Raw genomic sequence first — 16,947 nt, 5'->3', positions numbered from 1 at the left:
ATAAAAAAAGCCCAAGCATATCCCTCTTGAGCAAAAAAAAAGCAACAGTATTTCCATACAGAAACACTGTTGCTTTCATCAAATCTTAAAGCTCGACTCCTTCTTCATCACTATCAGACGGATATTTCATCGTCTGATAAAGATCTTTGACTCTGCTTGTGATTACCTGGCCCGGGCCATCTTCACCATCTGATGGGAATTTCATAGTTACTGCATCAGTTCCACCATTAATTTGTTCCATTTCCTTTTCAGGAACCTGGCTTTCCAAAAAGTTGGCAAAGAAAGGTTTTTTCAATTTTTTGTCATTTTCCATGATAATAAATTTGGGATTAATACTATGTTTTTCTTTTTCAGTCCTAAGATAGGAAAATAACCCAAACAATCTTAATTTATAGCATTGAAAATCAAAATTTTAACATCGTTAGTTCGCATTTAGCGAACAAAAAACAGGTAAGAAATCGCTCACATGTCCTTATTTGACTGGCTTTGGCAGAAAAATCTTTTGAGGAATCAGATCTGTGTCTGCAATATTTTTCCTGAAATTATTTTCTTTATTGAAACCGATATGATAACTGTCCTGTTTCGCCCTCAACATTGTCTAATTTACAACCTCTCACTTCCATAGCTTCAATCTACCTTTGTAAAAGGCAAAAACAAAATCAATCATTTAAAAAAACAAACAATGAACAATTCAAATCAAACAATTACCGTAGAAACTACTGTAAAAGCACCTATTTCCAAAGTATGGCAAAGCTTTACAGAACCACAACACACCATGAACTGGAGTTTTGCATCTGAAGATTGGCACGCTCCTGAAGCAGAAAACGATTTGAGAATCGGAGGAAAATTCAGAACAAAGATGGCGGCTAAAGACGGCAGTATGGCATTTGATTTCGAAGGCGAATACACCCAGGTCGAGAATCATAAAAAAATAGAATATGTAATGGGTGATGGCCGTCGCGTAAGTGTTAGTTTCGAAGATTCCGGTGATACCGTAAAAGTAACGGAAACTTTCGACCCAGAAAATACGCACCCTATCGAATTCCAAAAAGCAGGATGGCAAGCCATCATGGATAATTTCAAAAAATATACAGAGACACTGTAAATCATTACACAACTAAAAAACAACAGTTATGGCAAAAGAATTCTGGATAAATCTTCCGGCAAAAGACCTTGGCAAAACCAGGGCTTTCTTTAAAGCAATTGACTTTAGGGAAAATTCACAATTTAGCGAAAACCCTACAATGGCTTCGTTTTTTGTAGGAGACAAGAATGTAGTGGTTAATTTCTTTCCTGAGGCGCTTTTTAAGAGCTTTAGCGGCAACGAAATTGCAGATACGGCAAAAGGTACCGAAACCCTGTTTTCAATAGATGCACAATCCCCTAATGAGGTTGACGAACTGGCTAATAAAGCCGTGGCTGCCGGAGCAGTACTTTATGCCCAACCGGGTGAAAAAGACGGCTGGATGTATGGTTGCGGATTCAGTGACCCGGATGGCCACCGCTGGAACGTTCTTTTTATGGATTTCAGCAAAATGCCACAACAATAATAATTCCTCTTAAAAACAAAAAACCACAACAGTACTGTTGTGGTTTTTTTATGAATTTTTAAAATCTGTTACTTTATAAAATCTTTTGCTTTTTCAAGCGCTTCTCTGATTCCGTCTGCATTTTTTCCTCCTGCTGTTGCAAAGAAAGGCTGACCCCCACCGCCACCTTGGATATATTTTCCAAGTTCACGAACAACTTGTCCGGCATTCAGGTTTCTTTCTGCTACCAATTCTTTAGAAATATAACATGTCAGCATTGGCTTTCCTTCTTCGGCTGTAGCCAAAACCAGGAAAAGATTAGTACCAAGACTACCCAATTCATAAGCCAGATCTTTCGCCCCTTCCGGATTCAGGTCAACTTGTTTAGCTAAAAATTTCAAGCCATTTATTTCCTCGATTTCTGAAACCAATTCGCCTTTTAGATTTTTTGCTTTTTCTTTCAGCAAAGCCTCCACCTGTTTTTTCAATTTGGCATTTTCCTCCTGTAAAGAAACAACCGCTTTTAATGAATCCTGTGGATTTTTCAAAGCTTCTTTTATTTCTTTCAAAGCATTTTCCTGAGAAGCAAAAAACTCTTTTGCACCTTCATTTGTGATGGCTTCAATACGTCGTATTCCGGCAGCCACCGCTCCTTCACTTACAATTTTAAAATACCAGATGTCTGCGGTATTGCCAACGTGGATTCCTCCGCAAAGTTCCATGCTGTCGCCAAATTTTATGGCACGTACCGTATCGCCGTATTTTTCTCCAAATAATGCCATAGCACCTTCTTCGATTGCCTGTTTGAACGGAATATTTCTTCTTTCAATCAACGGAAGCTGTTCCTGGATTTTTGCATTTACAAAAGTTTCTACTTCCTTCAATTCATCGTCGGTTACTTTTGCAAAATGAGAAAAGTCAAAACGAAGATGGTTAGGCGCTACCAACGAACCTTTTTGCTCTACGTGTGTTCCTAAAACATGTCTCAGGGCCTGGTGCAACAAGTGCGTAGCCGAGTGATTGCTTGCCGATTCGCTTCGCAGTTTGGTATTGACCAATGCCATGAATTTTCCTTGCGGATTTTCAGGCAATTCTTTTGCAAAATGCAATATCAGGTTGTTTTCCTTTTTGGTATCTATAATCTCGATGGCCTGGTTTGGCGTGAACAATGTTCCTTTGTCACCTACCTGACCTCCGCCTTCCGGATAAAATGGTGTAGCATCTAAAACAATCTGGTACAGCTTACCGTCTTTTTTAGAATCTACTTTTCTATATCGTGTTATTCTTACTTCTTTTTCTACCTCATCATATCCTACAAAAGTTTCAATGTTTCCTTCCACCAAAACAGTCCAATCATCTGTTGAAGTTTCTGATGCGGCACGGGAACGGTCTTTCTGCTTTTGCAATTCGGCATCAAATTCTTTTTCGTTATAGGACATTCCTTTTTCTTTCAGAATCAATGCAGTCAAATCTTTTGGGAAACCAAAAGTGTCATACAGTTCAAAAGCTTTTGCTCCCGAAACCTCATTCCCTTTTGTTTCTTTGACAACATTTTCAAGCAGCTGCAACCCCTGGTCCAGTGTTCGCAAGAAAGAAGCTTCTTCTTCCTTGATTACATTGGTAACCAGATTCTGCTGTGTCTTGATTTCCGGAAAAAACTCTCCCATCTGGTTTGCCAAAACAGCAACCAATTTATAAATAAACGGTTCTTTCGTATTCAGGAAAGTAAATCCGTAACGGATAGCGCGACGCAAAATCCTTCTGATAACATAACCCGCACCTGTGTTGGAAGGCAACTGACCGTCTGCGATAGCAAAAGCTACGGCACGAACGTGGTCTACAACAACGCGAATTGCAATATTGGTTTTATTCTGTTCTTCGCTTATATCTTTAACCTCGTTTGAAGTATATTTTTTTCCGGTGATGGATTCAACTTCGCGAATGAGCGGTGTAAATACATCTGTGTCATAATTGGACTGTACACCTTGCAAAGCCATGCACAAGCGCTCAAATCCCATACCGGTATCCACATGCTTAGCCGGTAGTTTTTCAAGAGAACCATCAGCCTTACGGTTGAATTCCATAAAAACGTTATTCCAGATTTCTACAACCTGCGGATGGTCGTTATTGACCAGGCTCTTTCCGGAAACCTTTGCCTTTTCTTCTTCACTACGCAAATCGACATGGATTTCTGAACACGGCCCGCATGGTCCCTGTTCTCCCATTTCCCAGAAATTGTCTTTTTTATTTCCAAGTATAATACGGTCTTCATCGACCAACGTTTTCCAAATGTCCCAGGCTTCCTGGTCAAACGGTACATTTTCAGCCGGATTACCTTCAAAAACAGAAACGTACAGGTTTTCTTTTGGAATTTTGTAGACTTCTGTCAGCAGTTGCCAGGCCCAATTAATCGCTTCTTTTTTGAAATAATCACCAAAACTCCAGTTCCCCAACATTTCAAACATGGTGTGGTGGTAGGTGTCAAAACCTACATCTTCCAAATCGTTATGTTTACCGGAAACGCGAAGGCATTTTTGGGTATCGGCAATTCTTTTACTTTTTGGCGTGGCGTTACCCAAAAAATATTCCTTGAACTGGGCCATCCCAGAATTATTAAACATCAAGGTTGGGTCGTCTTTTAAAACGATAGGCGCTGAAGGCACAATTAAATGCCCGCGCTCCTCAAAAAATTGTAAAAATTGCTTTCTGATATCCTGTGATTTCATCTGAAATATTAGTTTATGGTCTTGGAGTAAATTTCTTTATTCTAAAAATAATAAGACGAACCTATGAAACATTTTTTAAATTTGTTCGTATAACATTTATACAATTGAAAATAATAATCAATTGTTGTTATCAGTAAACTTTTAAAACTAATTAGTTTACCGCTAATAAAGCTGCAAAAATAGCATATTTTAAAATATGAAGAAGGTAAAATATTATTACGATACCGAAAATTTAGCTTACCGGAAAATCAAACCCAAAAAAGGACAAAAACTAGGCGTAATCGCCTTATTTTTATTGGCTTCGGCATTGTTCGGATTTTTATGCTTCGTGATATTAATCAATACACCGTTCTTTGAAACTCCAAAGGACAGACTTCAGGCCCGTGAGATTGAAAACATGAAAATCAATTATGCTATCCTGAACAAAAAAATGGACCAGATTGATGAAGTTCTGGAAAACGTTGCGGAACGTGACAATAATTTGTATCGTGTTTACTTCAACTCCTCACCTATTCCTGAAGAACAGCGAAAGGCGGGTTTTGGCGGTGTGAACCGATATAAGGCACTGGAAGGCTATAACAATTCCGAACTGGTTGTCAGTACGACAAAACGCGTGGATATTATATCCAAAGAATTGGTTATCCAATCCAAATCTTTAGACGAAATCCTAAAGCTGGCAAAAGAAAAAGAAAAACTACTGACAGCAATTCCTGCCATTCAGCCAGTCAAAAATGAGCAATTGAAGCAGATGGCATCCGGATTCGGTTACCGTAGCGACCCGTTTACCAAAATCAGGAAATTCCACGCAGGAATGGACTTTTCTGCCAAAACAGGAACTCCGGTTTATGCAACCGGTGACGGTGTAGTAGAACGGGCAGACAATACGGCATCCGGTTATGGAAACCATATCGTAATTCGGCACGGATTTGGATATGAAACATTGTATGGGCATTTAAGCAAATATAAAGTAAGAGCCGGGCAAAGAGTAAAACGGGGTGATGTGATTGGCTATGTAGGAAGTACAGGGCGTTCCGAGGCACCACACCTGCATTATGAAGTCCATAAAAACGGAGAAGTCGTAAACCCATTGAATTATTATTACGGAAATATTTCGGCAGCAGAGTTTGCGGCCATATCAAAATTAGCTAACCAGGAAAACCAATCTTTAGATTAATGCATTTAGACTTATCGCCGGATAAAAGATATTACAGCATTGGCGAACTAGCCAAAGCTTTTGACGTGAATGCTTCGCTCATCCGATTTTGGGACAAGGAATTCGATATCCTGAAACCTAAAAAGAATGCGAAAGGCAACCGTATGTTTACGCCCGAAGACGTAAAAAATCTCCAGTTAATTTATCATCTGGTCAAAGAACGAGGCTTTACCCTTGAAGGTGCCAAAACGCATTTAAAGGAAGGCCAGAAAAAGACTTTGGATAAATTTGAAATCATCAGCAAGCTGGAAGCCATAAAAGCCCAACTGACTAATATTAAAAATGAATTATAGCGTTATAATTAAAATAGAAAACAAATAAATAATAAACCTAAAAACAAAAGCAAAATGAGAAAATGGTTAATACCTCTGGGAATTATTGTTGTATTGGTAGTAATTATCGGATTCTGGGTTGTCGGAATTAAAAATACGGCATTGAAACACAATCAGGCTGTTTCAAAAGAATGGGGAAATGTTGAGACTACTTACCAAAGAAGAAATGATCTTATAGGCAATTTAGTCAATACCGTAAAAGGAGCTGCCGATTTCGAAAAAGGAACCCTGACTGCAGTTGTGGAAGCCCGTGCAAAAGCAACTTCTATGACAATTGACCCAAGTAATGTTACTCCGGAACAAATGGCACAATTCCAACAGGCACAATCGAATGTATCTTCCAGCCTTTCCAGATTATTGGTCTCTGTTGAAGCTTATCCGCAATTGAAAGCAAATGAAAACTTCCTGAAACTGCAAGATGAACTGGCCAGTACAGAAAACCAAATCCTTACAGCGAGAACGCGTTTCAACGAGCAGGTTCAGATTTACAACGGTTATGTGCTTAGCTTCCCGAACAGTTTATTCCTGGGAGGTTCCTATCCTGAAAAACCATACTTTAAATCGGTTGAAGGCGCTGAAAAACCTGTAGAAGTAAAATTCTAAAAACACAAATCAATGTCAAAAGTTGAAGATTTCCTTACTCGGGAAGAAGAAAACGAAATCGTGCAGGCTATTTCGCAGGCAGAAAGAAACACTTCTGGAGAGATAAGGGTGCACATTGAAGACCATACTGAAAAACCTCCGCTCGAAAGAGCCCAGGAGGTTTTTAATTTTTTGGGTATGCAAAACACCAGTATGCGCAACGGCGTACTGTTTTATGTAGGTGTTTCAGACCATACTTTTGCAATTATTGGAGATGAAGGCATCCATAAAATGGTTGAGGAGGATTTCTGGGATTGCACGAAAGATACCGTCATTTCGCACTTTAAGGAAAAGAAATATAAAGACGGGCTTGTTTCCGGAATTTTAAGAGCCGGCGAACGGCTGAAACAATATTTCCCTTTTGAGAATGACGATACGAACGAATTATCTAACGAAATATCTAAAGGATAAATGAAATTTTCCCCTATAAAAAATACGTTCCTGTTATCCTTTTTTTTACTGTTGCTGGTACAAACCGGATATGCTCAATTTGATATTCCGAAAAAACCCAGTTTTCAGACCAGCGTTTATGATTATGCCAACATACTTGGGGCTGACAAGGCAAAACTGGAAGAAAAACTGATCCGTTATTCTGATTCTACCTCTACGCAAATTGTAGTGGTTACTGTTCCTACCATAAATGGCGAAGACATTGGGCTTTTAGCGCCAAAATGGGGCCATGCCTGGGGCATAGGTCAGGAAAAAGAAGACAACGGTGTTTTTATCTTATTGGCTGTAAAAGAAAGAAAAATATGGATAGCTCCCGGTTATGGCGTTGAAGACAGACTAACGGCAGGAATCAACGGAGAACTTATACGGAACATAATAATACCTGAATTTAAAGCAGGCAATTATTACCAGGGCCTGGATAAAGGTGCTGATGCCATTTTTGATGTATTGAAAGGAAAATACAAAGGGACCCGAAAAGGCTCTAACGGAGGAGAATCAAACTCTGGCGGCCTGGTCGTTTTCATCATTATTTTTATCGTTATTCTTTTTATTCTTTCCAAAAACAAGAACAACAGAAATGGCGGGAATCGTGGTGGCGGTTTAGACCTTTCTGACATCATTATCCTAAGTAGTCTTGGGCGCGGAGGCGGAGGCTTTGGCGGTTCTTCCGGAGGCGGATTTGGTGGCGGAGGCGGTGGCTTCGGCGGAGGTTTTGGTGGCGGCGGCTTTAGTGGCGGCGGTGCCGGAGGAAGCTGGTAAAAATATCACAATAAAAAAAGACTGCTGTTTAGCAGTCTTTTTTTTAAGTAATTGTTAGCCAAACTTAGCGCCTTTGCGTCTTTGCGTGCAATTATTTCTCGCAAAGGCGCTAAGGCGCTAAGCACAAACGATTTTAGTACACTAAAGTCTGAATCGCATGCGCAGGAATCGTGAGTTCTGACTCTGAATTACCTACAAACAATTTGTATTTGATTTCATTGTCTGATTGGTTCATCACTACAGTTACCATTTCTCCGTTTGTATTCAGGAATGTTGTGCTTAGCAATTGGCTTCTGCTGGCTGCCGTGCTCACTCTTTTAGCTTCCGGACGGATAAACTTTGAAAAATGCCCTATGTAATAATACGATGGCGTGTAAATTAACTTACCTGCCGTTAAATCTCCGTGAATTGGTGCAAAACAGAAGTTAGACACGTGGTTTGGCCCGCCTTTTTCATCGAGAAGAATGTTCCAGTCTGTCCAGGCAACCGTTCCGTTATTGAAATCGTTAATCATGTTGATTCCATAACGTTCCGCATTAGCCCAAAACTGATAACGTGCCGGATTAAATGCCTCGATGCAGCCTTCCGTAAACATCAGTTTCTTGTCAGGAAAAGAATCGGCTACTAATTTTACATTATCAAACATCGGTTTTCCGCCATTCCAGGTTTCATACCAATGGAAACCCATTCCCCAGGCATATTTTGAAGCTTCAGGGTCAGAATAGATTGTATTGGCACGTTGCACCATCAGGTCTCTGTTATGATCCCATACTACTATTTTTTTGTTTTCCAGCCCGTTCTTTTGCATAGTAGGACCTAAGTATTTTTTCAGGAAATCTCTTTCTTCTTCGGCCGTAAAAATACAGGACTCCCACGTTTGGGTTGCCATCGGTTCGTTTTGTACCGTGATTCCCCAAATCGGAATACCTTCTTTTTCATAGGCCTGGATGAATTTCACATAATAATTGGCCCAAGGCTGGTAAAATTCAGGAGCTAATTTTCCACCTTTCAGCATGCTTTTAGTGTCCTTCATAAACGCAGGAGGACTCCACGGGCTGGCATACAAAGTCATTTCTTTACCAGCCGTTTTCATCGCATCTTTAATAAGTGGAATTTTGTATTTTTTGTCGTGGTCGATTGAAAAGGATTTTAGTTCCTTATCATTTTCATTGACATAAGTATAACTCTCACTACTAAAATCAGAGCTATGAATGGTGGTGCGAATTAAAGAATAGCCTATTCCTTTTTCCCTGCTGTAATAAGCATCTAAAAATTCTTTTTGCTGTTGTTTTGAAAGTTTGGCAAAAACTTCGGCGCTTGCATCCGTAATTGCTCCGCCTATTCCCATGAAGGTTTGGAATTGCTTATCCGGGTTTACGAAAACCGAAACTTCGTTTTCCAAAGGTTGTTTTGCCGGCCTGAACTCAGAACCCGAAGTCGGGCTGAGTCTTAAACTGGTATTCTCTGCCGTGGTGAATACCTTGATTTTTTTTCCGCTTGCTACAAATGGCTTGTTTTTAGAATCCTGAGCGAATCCGGCAAAACAAGCCATTACTAACAATGCGCTTACTACATTTTTTTTCATTGAATATTTAATTTGGTCTGCTAATTTACCAAATAGAATATTAAATCTTCTAAAATGAGTGTTCTTAAAAGCTAAAACTATTCCCTTCTTTTTTCTTTCCCGCAAATTTTTCGATCTTATACGTGAGTGAGAACATAGCATATCTTTTCAATACCGTATTTTGGATATCCTGAATCGATTCCGGATTGATGTATCTTACGGCACTCTGGTTTTGGTTCAGCACGTCATAAACTTTAACCTTAAGTGTAAGTTTGTCTTCCATAAAGCTATATCCCAAACTTGTATTCAAAAGATAGAAATCCTTTTTATAGCCGTCAGAAATATTAGAATTGTAAGTATATCCAAAATCATTACCGAACACAAAATGCTTAGGCCAGTGGCTTGTGGTCTGTATCTTAAAATTATGCGTGAAATTAGACGAACTGTTCACCGAATAATTTTCATAGCTGGTTGTATTCCATGAGTAGGAATATGACGGCTCAATGGTCAGTAATTCTCCATAATCCCAGCCAATGCTCACCTGTGGTTCCAGGGTCAATCCTCTCGCTTCATAAAGAGCGTTATTGGTCAATCCTTTATTAAGGTTATAATTTGCATTTCCTCCGGCACTAAATCGGAACGTATGCTGTTCTTTTTTTATTGTTTTTCTCCAATTCAGCCCACCATAGCTATTATAGGTATCGTTTATATTCTGATAATTCGCCCTGTTAATCAAATCTACAGGATTAAAAACTCTTGAAAAAACAATTTGCTGTTCGAAATAATTAAAGCCTGTATATAAGTAAAACCCGGACTTAGAGGCATAATCATAATTATTATAGTTTAGGTGAAGGCTATGATTTTTTGTCGGATTCAGGTCAGGATTTCCCGAAACCTGGAATAATGGATTGGTCAGGTCAACCACAGGAAGTATCTGCTCTGCTGTTGGCAACTGCACATCAAAATTATAATACATGTAAAGCGATTTCGACTTCGAGAGCCTGAAATTCAGCCATGCATTTGCTGATGGATATACATAATTTTTATCAACCTGTGCAGTAGTCCCGTCGTATTGGGAAGTATTTTCCATGCGAATGACTTTGGTGCCCAACGTTACTCCTCCTGAATATTTTTTCTTCCTCAGATTTATGGAAGCATTCGGGTTAAACGTTCTTGTTTTTGACATCAGGCCATATGACAACAAGCTGTTAAACTCCGAATACTGTCCTGAGAGTGCGTTTCGATTGAATGTAGATTTGGTATTGTCATAATCTTTCCATTCATAGGAACCTCTAACCATTATACTTAACGAATCGGTTATAGGTTCCGAATATCCAATTCGGGTGTAGTAGCTATTGTCTTTTTCGACATCGTATACTCTCTGACGGCGAATATCTTCTGTCCTGTCCGGGTCCTGAAAGAAATAGGTTTCAGAGTTTGTTATATTGTCTCTATCATTACTTTTATTTGAGTTATTAAAAGTGACCCCAAAATTCCTTCCCTTTTTCTTGAATTTTTTATGAAGGTATAGTTCATTTCCAAAAGAAGAAGACGCATTATTTGATTTTGATGAATTGGTGCTTTCGTTGACCAGACCTAAATCGTTTGTAGAAGACTGTTCTGAAAAGTTTTTTGAAATCGTGTTGTTTTTCACCAAAGTTGGACGAACCGATAACGTCAGCGACGGATTAATCTTATATTCAAGTTCCAGATTAAAATTATGCCCATCACTTGTTCTTCTTGTCGTACCTGACGATTCCGTGATAAAAGAGCTGTTGGTACCGTTTTCAGATGTCAGAAAGTTTTCTGTGCGGCTACGCGTATCGTTATCTGTTTTAGAATTGGTATAAAAATAACTTCCGTTAGGCTCCAGTTTTTTGAACCATTCGTCTGCAAAGTTAAGTCCAATCATACTCGACTGCGTAATCCCTTCATTTCCGCCAAAGTTCATGCCGTCTATGCCAAAAGAACCATTACTGTTGCTATAAAAATTCCGTCCCCCACCCATGGCATCAAAAATCTCGTCCATAGAAAACCCTACGGAATTGATATTATTGGATGAGGCGAGAATACTTATTTTTTGCTTGTCCTTGAAATAATTTACCAGACCGCTAGATTCATACCGCTTGTCTGTACCGTATCCTCCTGTAAATTTCCCAAACAATCCTTTATTCTTATCTTCCTGTATGGTGATATTAATACTTTTATTATCGGAACTTGCCGCATCGCCAGAGAGTTTTTCTTCTTTTGTTTTTGTATCAGAAACCTGAATCTTATCTACGATTTCAGAAGGCAGGTTCTTTATGGCTACCTTCCCATCTTTCCCGAAAAATGATTTCCCATTGACAAGAATCTCATTGACTTCCTTTCCATTTACTTTTATCTTACCGTCTTTGTCTATTTCAACACCCGGCAATTTCTTAAGTAACGCTTCGACGTTAGAATCAGGACGCACTTTAAAAGAAGATGCATTGAATTCAAGCGTATCATTCTTGATTCGGATAGGCGGTGCTTCGCTTACAATCTCTACTTCTCCTAAAGTTGTAACTGCATCCGAAATAAAAATTTCTCCCATATCTATATCTGACGTCAATTTAGGAAATTCTTTTTCCCAGGTCTGATACCCCAATGACGCTACTTTTACAATGAATGGCTGGTTTAATTTCTTAACCGAAATGGAAAAGTTTCCGTTTTTATTCGAAATGGTGTAATCAATAACAGTTGAATCTTTTGCTGCTGTAATGTAGATGGTAGCTGATTCCAGAGGCAGATTTACCTCTTTACTGACTGCTTTCCCTTTAATGGTAAATGAATTTTGTCCAAACGCTGCGCACGATAAAAGGACGAAGAGAACTGGGAGGATGGTTCTTAGCATTAAAATGTACTTTTTGTTATAGTTTGTAAGAAAATAAAACTGCGAATTACAACTTTTATTATGGAAAGAAATAATTTCTTACAGAATTTTTAACAAATCATCAAAAAACAACAAATTAACCAGCATGTCAAAAAATTTGCTTATTCAACTCCCTTTTGAATAAAAAAGGGAACTGCTTTGACACCATATGACTTTATCTTAAAAGCAAATTTGTACTACACTAAAGGATAGAATTCATATTCAGACTTAAACTCTACCTTTTTGTGTAGCTCACATTAAATTTTTAATACTTAATTTTCGAATTCATTCGAATGTAACAATTTGCGCAAATATTTTAAACAACGACAGACCATTGTTTATTATTTAACATTCCTGAGATATGTGTTTAGTCTGTCCACAGAATAAGGAAATTAAGTAATTTATATGAAAAATTTAGCTTTAAAATCAGCGCTTTTATTCTTATTTTTTGGAGTTTTTTCATTCTGCAATAATGATTCTGAGATTACTAATCCGAATAAAAAAAACTCAAGTGATAGTTTTATTCTGCGACGAAGTCAATTGAATAACCCGCTTGAATATATAGGGGTAGCTCACAATACCTATATGAAGGAATTCATGAACCATTTAGAGTTAAGCCATAATAATAACGAATGGAAAGACATAGAATTTCTAAGTAGTGAATATAAAACACAATTTTCTAAAATATCAAATGAAGCATTTCTTAAACTTTTTCCAAAGTCTAATTCAACTACTGCGAAACAAGAAATTTTCTACAACGATTTAAAAATTAACGAATGGTTTGATAACGATTCGACAGATGAGTTATCGCTAGCTAAGGCAGTACTAAACGAAAAAGCGACTTCTAAAGACAAGGAGTATACAATGAATCTGCTCCATGATGTCTATAACGCCATTAATAAAGCTAGTGATGACCAAAGCGCATACAAAGAATTAGAAAAAGTTATTGTTTATCATGAAAATTTAATTTTGGCAGAAAATTGGGAGTCTAACGAAGATTATGCTCTTGGGACATTGGCAGTCGCTAAATACTCTACGGAGTTTTGGAAGAATTATGATTTCTCAAAATTTTCCAGAAATAATTTTGGTTATGCAAACAGAAAGAAAAACCCGAGAAGCTCTATAATTGTTGGTGCTGATATTGCAGGATATGTTATTGGCGGAGTAGTTGGCGGTGTTGCTGGAGTCGCAGTTGGCCCAGTAACTCTTGGAGCTGGCACGGTTGCAGGTGTACTTGGAGGCAAAGCACTTGGTGCTTGGTCAGGATCAGCAGCGGCAGCTACCGCTATTGCAATATATGATGCTTGGAGTGATTGGTTCAATTAATCTGAAATCAAGCACTATGTTTTCATTTTTAAAAAAACAAAATATAAGCATTAAATTGTCAATCTTATTTACCTTATATTTTTCTGGCTCAATAGGTATTGCCCTTATTTATATTTTTAACGTTGAAAACAATATTATTTTTCATTCTGTTTTCTTTTTGTTAGTTATATTCATTAACAGGCAATCAATGGAATTCTATGAGCAAAAAAACAAATTCAATGTATTTTTATTTTTTTCAATACTTCCTTTTATCATTTATGCAGTGCTAATCTTATTATTAAGAAATAACTATTTTTTACAATACAAGCTATTAATTATACCTCCAATATTTTTAAGTTTTTATCAAATGTCAAAAATTGTTAGAATAGGCAAATAACCAAAACAGGGTTATCCAAATAAAGGATAACCCTGTTTCTTTTGAATATAATTGTCAGAGCAAACACAAATATGTCTACATAGTGAACATTAAATCATTGCTATTATTTTTCTCTGATGTAAATATCAATCGGCACTCCTGAAAAGTCCCAGTTTTCACGGATTTTGTTTTCGAGAAAACGTTTATAGGGTTCTTTTACATATTGCGGCAGGTTGGCAAAAAACACAAACTGCGGTGTTGGAGTTGGCAACTGCATGCAGAATTTGATTTTTACATACTTCCCTTTTAAGGCCGGTGGCGGATAGTTTTCGATAATCTTGAGCATGTGGTCGTTGAATTTCGAGGTAGCAATTCGCTGTTTTCTGCTTTCGAATACTTTTACCGTTTCTTCCAAAGCCTTTAGCAAACGCTGTTTGGTTAAGGCCGAAGTAAAAATGATTGGCACATCTGTAAAAGGCATTAATTCCTTGCGGATTTTAGCTTCGTATTCTTTGGTTGTCATGGTATCTTTTTCAACCAAATCCCATTTGTTAACCAGAATAACGATTCCTTTTCTGTTTTTTTCTGCCAGCCAGAAAATATTCTGGTCCTGACCTTCAAAGCCTCTGGTTGCATCAATTATAAGAATACATACGTCTGAATGCTCTATAGCACGAACCGAACGCATGACAGAATAAAACTCAAGGTCTTCTTTTACTTTTGCCTTACGACGGATTCCAGCCGTATCGACAAGGTTAAATTCAAAACCGAAACGGTCGAATTTGGTATCAATAGCATCACGGGTAGTTCCCGCAATGTCGGTTACAATATATCTTTCTTTTCCAATCAGTGCATTGATAAAACTGGATTTACCCGCATTTGGACGTCCTACCACTGCAAAACGAGGCAATTCCAATTCTTCTTTTGTAGGTTCCGGCTTTTCAGGGAAAGCTTCAATCAGGGCATCTAATAACTCCCCTGTTCCGCTTCCGGAAATACTGGCAAATGTGTAGTAATCTCCCAAACCTAAGTTATAGAACTCGACCGCGTCTTTTTCACGCATGGCATTGTCAACCTTATTCACCGCCAATAAAACCGGTTTGGTGACTTTACGCAATAATTTTGCAACGGCTTCGTCCATTGGCGTGATGCCCTCTTCTACGTCAACGACAAAGATGATAACATCAGCTTCATCAATAGCCAGTTCTACCTGTTTTCTGATTTCGCCTTCAAAAACGTCATCTGAACCACGAACGTAACCACCGGTATCAATTACCGAAAATTCCTTTCCATTCCATTCACTTTTGCCGTAATTCCTGTCACGGGTCACACCCGAAACTGAATCTACGATAGCTTCTCTTCTTTGAATCAACCTATTAAAAAGTGTTGACTTTCCTACATTTGGCCTTCCAACAATGGCAACGATATTGTTCATACTGTTTTTAAAATATTTTGCAAAGGTACGGTTTTTGTTTCAAGTAAAAAGCGGAAAGTTCAGGCCTTATCGTTTCGTGCCATTTCTAACCTTAAATCTTTAACGACAATTTAGCATTTTCAGCAAAATAAAAATAATCGTTTTGCTGTTATAGGAATTATTATGGAACTTGATAAAAACATACAACTTCGTCCCAAATTCGAGCAGTTTTCGCCTAAGACAATTGGCGAGATAAAGTCTACGTATGAAAAAATTAAAACTTTTGCATCGGAAGATTTTAAGTTTCGAAATGCCGGAAACCACATCTGGCTAGGGGTTGGAATGTTCCGAAGAGAGTTCTGGTCGCCTTCGCTACACATTGAACTGGATTCTTATGAAGACGGCAGAACTTATGTGAAAGGAATTTTTGGCCCTGACCCAATCTTATGGTTTATTTTTCTGGCAATGCATTTTATTGTAGGCGGACTGTTTATCGTTTTCGGAATAATTGCCTATTCCAAATGGACGCTTTCGCAATCTAACAGTTTTGATCTCTTTATGATGTCTGTTCTTTCTATTATCTGGCTGCTATTGTATTTTGTAGCCCGGATCCACAGAAAGAAAGGAGCCGCCCAAATGCGCGAACTCTTTTCATTAGCCCACAGGATTATTGCCTGATTATTTGTTGTTATAGCCGAATCTTCTTAATTGGTAAGCATTGCTTCTCCAATCTTTGTTTACTTTTACAAAAAGCTCGATATGAATTTGCTTTCCGAAGAATTTCTCCAGGTCTTCACGGGACTGAACGCCCACTTTTTTTAGTGCCAATCCTTTGTGACCGATGATGATTCCTTTTTGGGTGTCGCGTTCTACCATGATAACAGAACGGATACGGATGATGTCTTCATCTTCTAAAAACTCTTCCGTTTCGATTTCTACAGAATAAGGAATTTCTTTTTCGTAGTTCATCAGAATTTTTTCACGGATAATCTCATTGACAAAAAAACGTTCCGGTTTGTCTGTCAAGGCATCTTTAGGATAAAATGGCGGTGATTCCGGTAAAAGTTCTATGATTCTGGCAAATACTTCTTTTACGTTGAAATTTTCCAGGGCAGAAATCGGATACAGCTCAGCATTCGGAACTTTTTCTTTCCAAAGTGCCATCTGCTCTTCCAATTGTTCCTGGTTTGATTTGTCTATTTTGTTTAAAAGCAGCAATACGGGAATCTTGGCATGAATAATCTTATTGAAAAAGGCTTCATCTTTCAGTTCTTTTTCTCCCACCTCAACCATATAGATTAACACATCAGCATCTTCAAAAGCCGATTTAACGAAATCCATCATGGACGATTGCAGTTCATAGGCAGGTTTGATGATTCCCGGTGTATCTGAAAGCACAACCTGAAAATCTTCCCCATTCACAATTCCCAAAATCCTATGACGTGTGGTTTGCGCTTTTGATGTAATGATTGACAGGCGCTCGCCTACAAATGCATTCATCAATGTAGATTTACCTACGTTCGGATTTCCAATAATATTTACAAAACCTGCTTTATGTGACATCTCAAAAATAATTTATGCTGCAAAGGTAGTCATATCACCCCAATACAGGAAATAAAACATTTTTCAGAAAAAAGCTTGTTATTTAAGATAATCGTTGTAAATTTGCACCCGAAACATCGCGGGATAGAGCAGTAGGTAGCTCGTCGGGCTCATAACCCGAAGGTCACTGGTTCGAGTCCAG

General features: G+C 38.2%; 15 protein-coding genes. 9 read left to right on the top strand and 6 right to left on the bottom strand.

Annotated features, from left to right (window positions below):
• Positions 1-85: 85 nt before the first annotated feature.
• Positions 86-313: a microviridin/marinostatin family tricyclic proteinase inhibitor gene (locus BGO88_RS09235; protein ID WP_082482215.1), complete on the bottom strand. Its 228-nt coding sequence runs from the start codon at positions 311-313 to the stop codon at positions 86-88.
• 369 nt (positions 314-682) lie between these two features.
• Here BGO88_RS09235 and BGO88_RS09230 point away from each other — a divergent pair, with 369 nt between their 5' ends.
• Entirely contained in the window at positions 683-1,105 is a 423-nt protein-coding gene (locus BGO88_RS09230; RefSeq protein WP_056069189.1) for an SRPBCC family protein, read from the top strand.
• A gap of 28 nt (positions 1,106-1,133) precedes the next feature.
• Positions 1,134-1,550 carry a VOC family protein gene (locus BGO88_RS09225; RefSeq protein WP_056069186.1) on the top strand — a complete coding sequence of 139 codons (417 nt, stop codon included), beginning with the start codon at positions 1,134-1,136 and terminating at the stop codon, positions 1,548-1,550.
• Between the two features lie 68 nt (positions 1,551-1,618).
• Here the strand turns inward: BGO88_RS09225 and alaS are convergent, their stop codons facing one another.
• A complete protein-coding gene (alaS, locus tag BGO88_RS09220; protein ID WP_286706681.1) occupies positions 1,619-4,255 on the bottom strand; it encodes an alanine--tRNA ligase in 2,637 nt (878 codons plus the stop codon).
• A gap of 196 nt (positions 4,256-4,451) precedes the next feature.
• Between alaS and BGO88_RS09215 the strand changes: the two genes are divergently transcribed.
• Genes BGO88_RS09215 through BGO88_RS09195 form a run of 5 tightly spaced genes read left to right on the top strand, consistent with a single transcriptional unit; the run spans position 4,452 to position 7,651 of the window.
• Positions 4,452-5,429, top strand: coding sequence for a M23 family metallopeptidase (locus BGO88_RS09215; protein ID WP_101471408.1), 978 nt, complete (start codon positions 4,452-4,454; stop codon positions 5,427-5,429).
• The gene (locus BGO88_RS09210; protein ID WP_273238960.1) at positions 5,429-5,761 is read left to right on the top strand and encodes a MerR family transcriptional regulator; all 333 of its coding nucleotides are present in this window, start codon (positions 5,429-5,431) and stop codon (positions 5,759-5,761) included. The genes BGO88_RS09215 and BGO88_RS09210 overlap by 1 nt, the downstream gene beginning before the upstream one ends.
• 54 nt (positions 5,762-5,815) lie before the next feature.
• Positions 5,816-6,403 (top strand): LemA family protein, encoded by a 588-nt coding sequence (locus BGO88_RS09205; protein WP_101471406.1) that lies wholly within the window; start codon positions 5,816-5,818, stop codon positions 6,401-6,403.
• A 12-nt stretch (positions 6,404-6,415) separates the two neighbouring features.
• Positions 6,416-6,853, top strand: a complete 438-nt coding sequence (locus BGO88_RS09200; RefSeq protein WP_273238958.1) for a TPM domain-containing protein — start codon at positions 6,416-6,418, stop codon at positions 6,851-6,853.
• A complete protein-coding gene (locus tag BGO88_RS09195; protein ID WP_286706680.1) occupies positions 6,854-7,651 on the top strand; it encodes a TPM domain-containing protein in 798 nt (265 codons plus the stop codon).
• 133 nt (positions 7,652-7,784) lie between these two features.
• Here BGO88_RS09195 and BGO88_RS09190 read toward each other — a convergent pair whose 3' ends face one another.
• Positions 7,785-9,236, bottom strand: coding sequence for a glycoside hydrolase family 30 protein (locus BGO88_RS09190; protein WP_286706679.1), 1,452 nt, complete (start codon positions 9,234-9,236; stop codon positions 7,785-7,787).
• Positions 9,237-9,300: 64 nt separating this feature from the next.
• Positions 9,301-12,090: an outer membrane beta-barrel protein gene (locus tag BGO88_RS09185; RefSeq protein WP_286706678.1), complete on the bottom strand. Its 2,790-nt coding sequence runs from the start codon at positions 12,088-12,090 to the stop codon at positions 9,301-9,303.
• A 423-nt stretch (positions 12,091-12,513) separates the two neighbouring features.
• Here BGO88_RS09185 and BGO88_RS09180 point away from each other — a divergent pair, with 423 nt between their 5' ends.
• Positions 12,514-13,434, top strand: coding sequence for a hypothetical protein (locus BGO88_RS09180; protein WP_286706677.1), 921 nt, complete (start codon positions 12,514-12,516; stop codon positions 13,432-13,434).
• A 479-nt stretch (positions 13,435-13,913) separates the two neighbouring features.
• Here the strand turns inward: BGO88_RS09180 and der are convergent, their stop codons facing one another.
• On the bottom strand, positions 13,914-15,224 hold the full coding sequence (gene der, locus BGO88_RS09175) for a ribosome biogenesis GTPase Der (RefSeq protein WP_286706676.1): 1,311 nt from the start codon (positions 15,222-15,224) through the stop codon (positions 13,914-13,916).
• Positions 15,225-15,386: 162 nt separating this feature from the next.
• Here der and BGO88_RS09170 point away from each other — a divergent pair, with 162 nt between their 5' ends.
• Entirely contained in the window at positions 15,387-15,881 is a 495-nt protein-coding gene (locus BGO88_RS09170) for a hypothetical protein (protein WP_056069156.1), read from the top strand.
• Here the strand turns inward: BGO88_RS09170 and era are convergent, their stop codons facing one another.
• Positions 15,882-16,766 (bottom strand): GTPase Era, encoded by an 885-nt coding sequence (gene era, locus BGO88_RS09165; RefSeq protein WP_056069153.1) that lies wholly within the window; start codon positions 16,764-16,766, stop codon positions 15,882-15,884.
• Between the last annotated feature and the right edge of the window lie 181 nt (positions 16,767-16,947).

This window comes from Flavobacterium sp. 38-13, from assembly GCF_001899155.1.
GTDB lineage: Bacteria > Bacteroidota > Bacteroidia > Flavobacteriales > Flavobacteriaceae > Flavobacterium > Flavobacterium lindanitolerans.
The sequence above is the reverse complement of the archived record's forward strand: the minus strand, read 5'-3'. Positions and strand labels throughout refer to the sequence as shown.

What these genes read in the sequence shown, in the direction of transcription:
- BGO88_RS09235 (WP_082482215.1), bottom strand. Translation starts at nt 313, where the DNA reads ATGGAAAATGACAAAAAATTGAAAAAACCTTTCTTTGCCAACTTTTTG.
- BGO88_RS09230 (WP_056069189.1), top strand. Translation starts at nt 683, where the DNA reads ATGAACAATTCAAATCAAACAATTACCGTAGAAACTACTGTAAAAGCA.
- BGO88_RS09225 (WP_056069186.1), top strand. Translation starts at nt 1,134, where the DNA reads ATGGCAAAAGAATTCTGGATAAATCTTCCGGCAAAAGACCTTGGCAAA.
- alaS (WP_286706681.1), bottom strand. Translation starts at nt 4,255, where the DNA reads ATGAAATCACAGGATATCAGAAAGCAATTTTTACAATTTTTTGAGGAG.
- BGO88_RS09215 (WP_101471408.1), top strand. Translation starts at nt 4,452, where the DNA reads ATGAAGAAGGTAAAATATTATTACGATACCGAAAATTTAGCTTACCGG.
- BGO88_RS09210 (WP_273238960.1), top strand. Translation starts at nt 5,429, where the DNA reads ATGCATTTAGACTTATCGCCGGATAAAAGATATTACAGCATTGGCGAA.
- BGO88_RS09205 (WP_101471406.1), top strand. Translation starts at nt 5,816, where the DNA reads ATGAGAAAATGGTTAATACCTCTGGGAATTATTGTTGTATTGGTAGTA.
- BGO88_RS09200 (WP_273238958.1), top strand. Translation starts at nt 6,416, where the DNA reads ATGTCAAAAGTTGAAGATTTCCTTACTCGGGAAGAAGAAAACGAAATC.
- BGO88_RS09195 (WP_286706680.1), top strand. Translation starts at nt 6,854, where the DNA reads ATGAAATTTTCCCCTATAAAAAATACGTTCCTGTTATCCTTTTTTTTA.
- BGO88_RS09190 (WP_286706679.1), bottom strand. Translation starts at nt 9,236, where the DNA reads ATGAAAAAAAATGTAGTAAGCGCATTGTTAGTAATGGCTTGTTTTGCC.
- BGO88_RS09185 (WP_286706678.1), bottom strand. Translation starts at nt 12,090, where the DNA reads ATGCTAAGAACCATCCTCCCAGTTCTCTTCGTCCTTTTATCGTGCGCA.
- BGO88_RS09180 (WP_286706677.1), top strand. Translation starts at nt 12,514, where the DNA reads ATGAAAAATTTAGCTTTAAAATCAGCGCTTTTATTCTTATTTTTTGGA.
- der (WP_286706676.1), bottom strand. Translation starts at nt 15,224, where the DNA reads ATGAACAATATCGTTGCCATTGTTGGAAGGCCAAATGTAGGAAAGTCA.
- BGO88_RS09170 (WP_056069156.1), top strand. Translation starts at nt 15,387, where the DNA reads ATGGAACTTGATAAAAACATACAACTTCGTCCCAAATTCGAGCAGTTT.
- era (WP_056069153.1), bottom strand. Translation starts at nt 16,766, where the DNA reads ATGTCACATAAAGCAGGTTTTGTAAATATTATTGGAAATCCGAACGTA.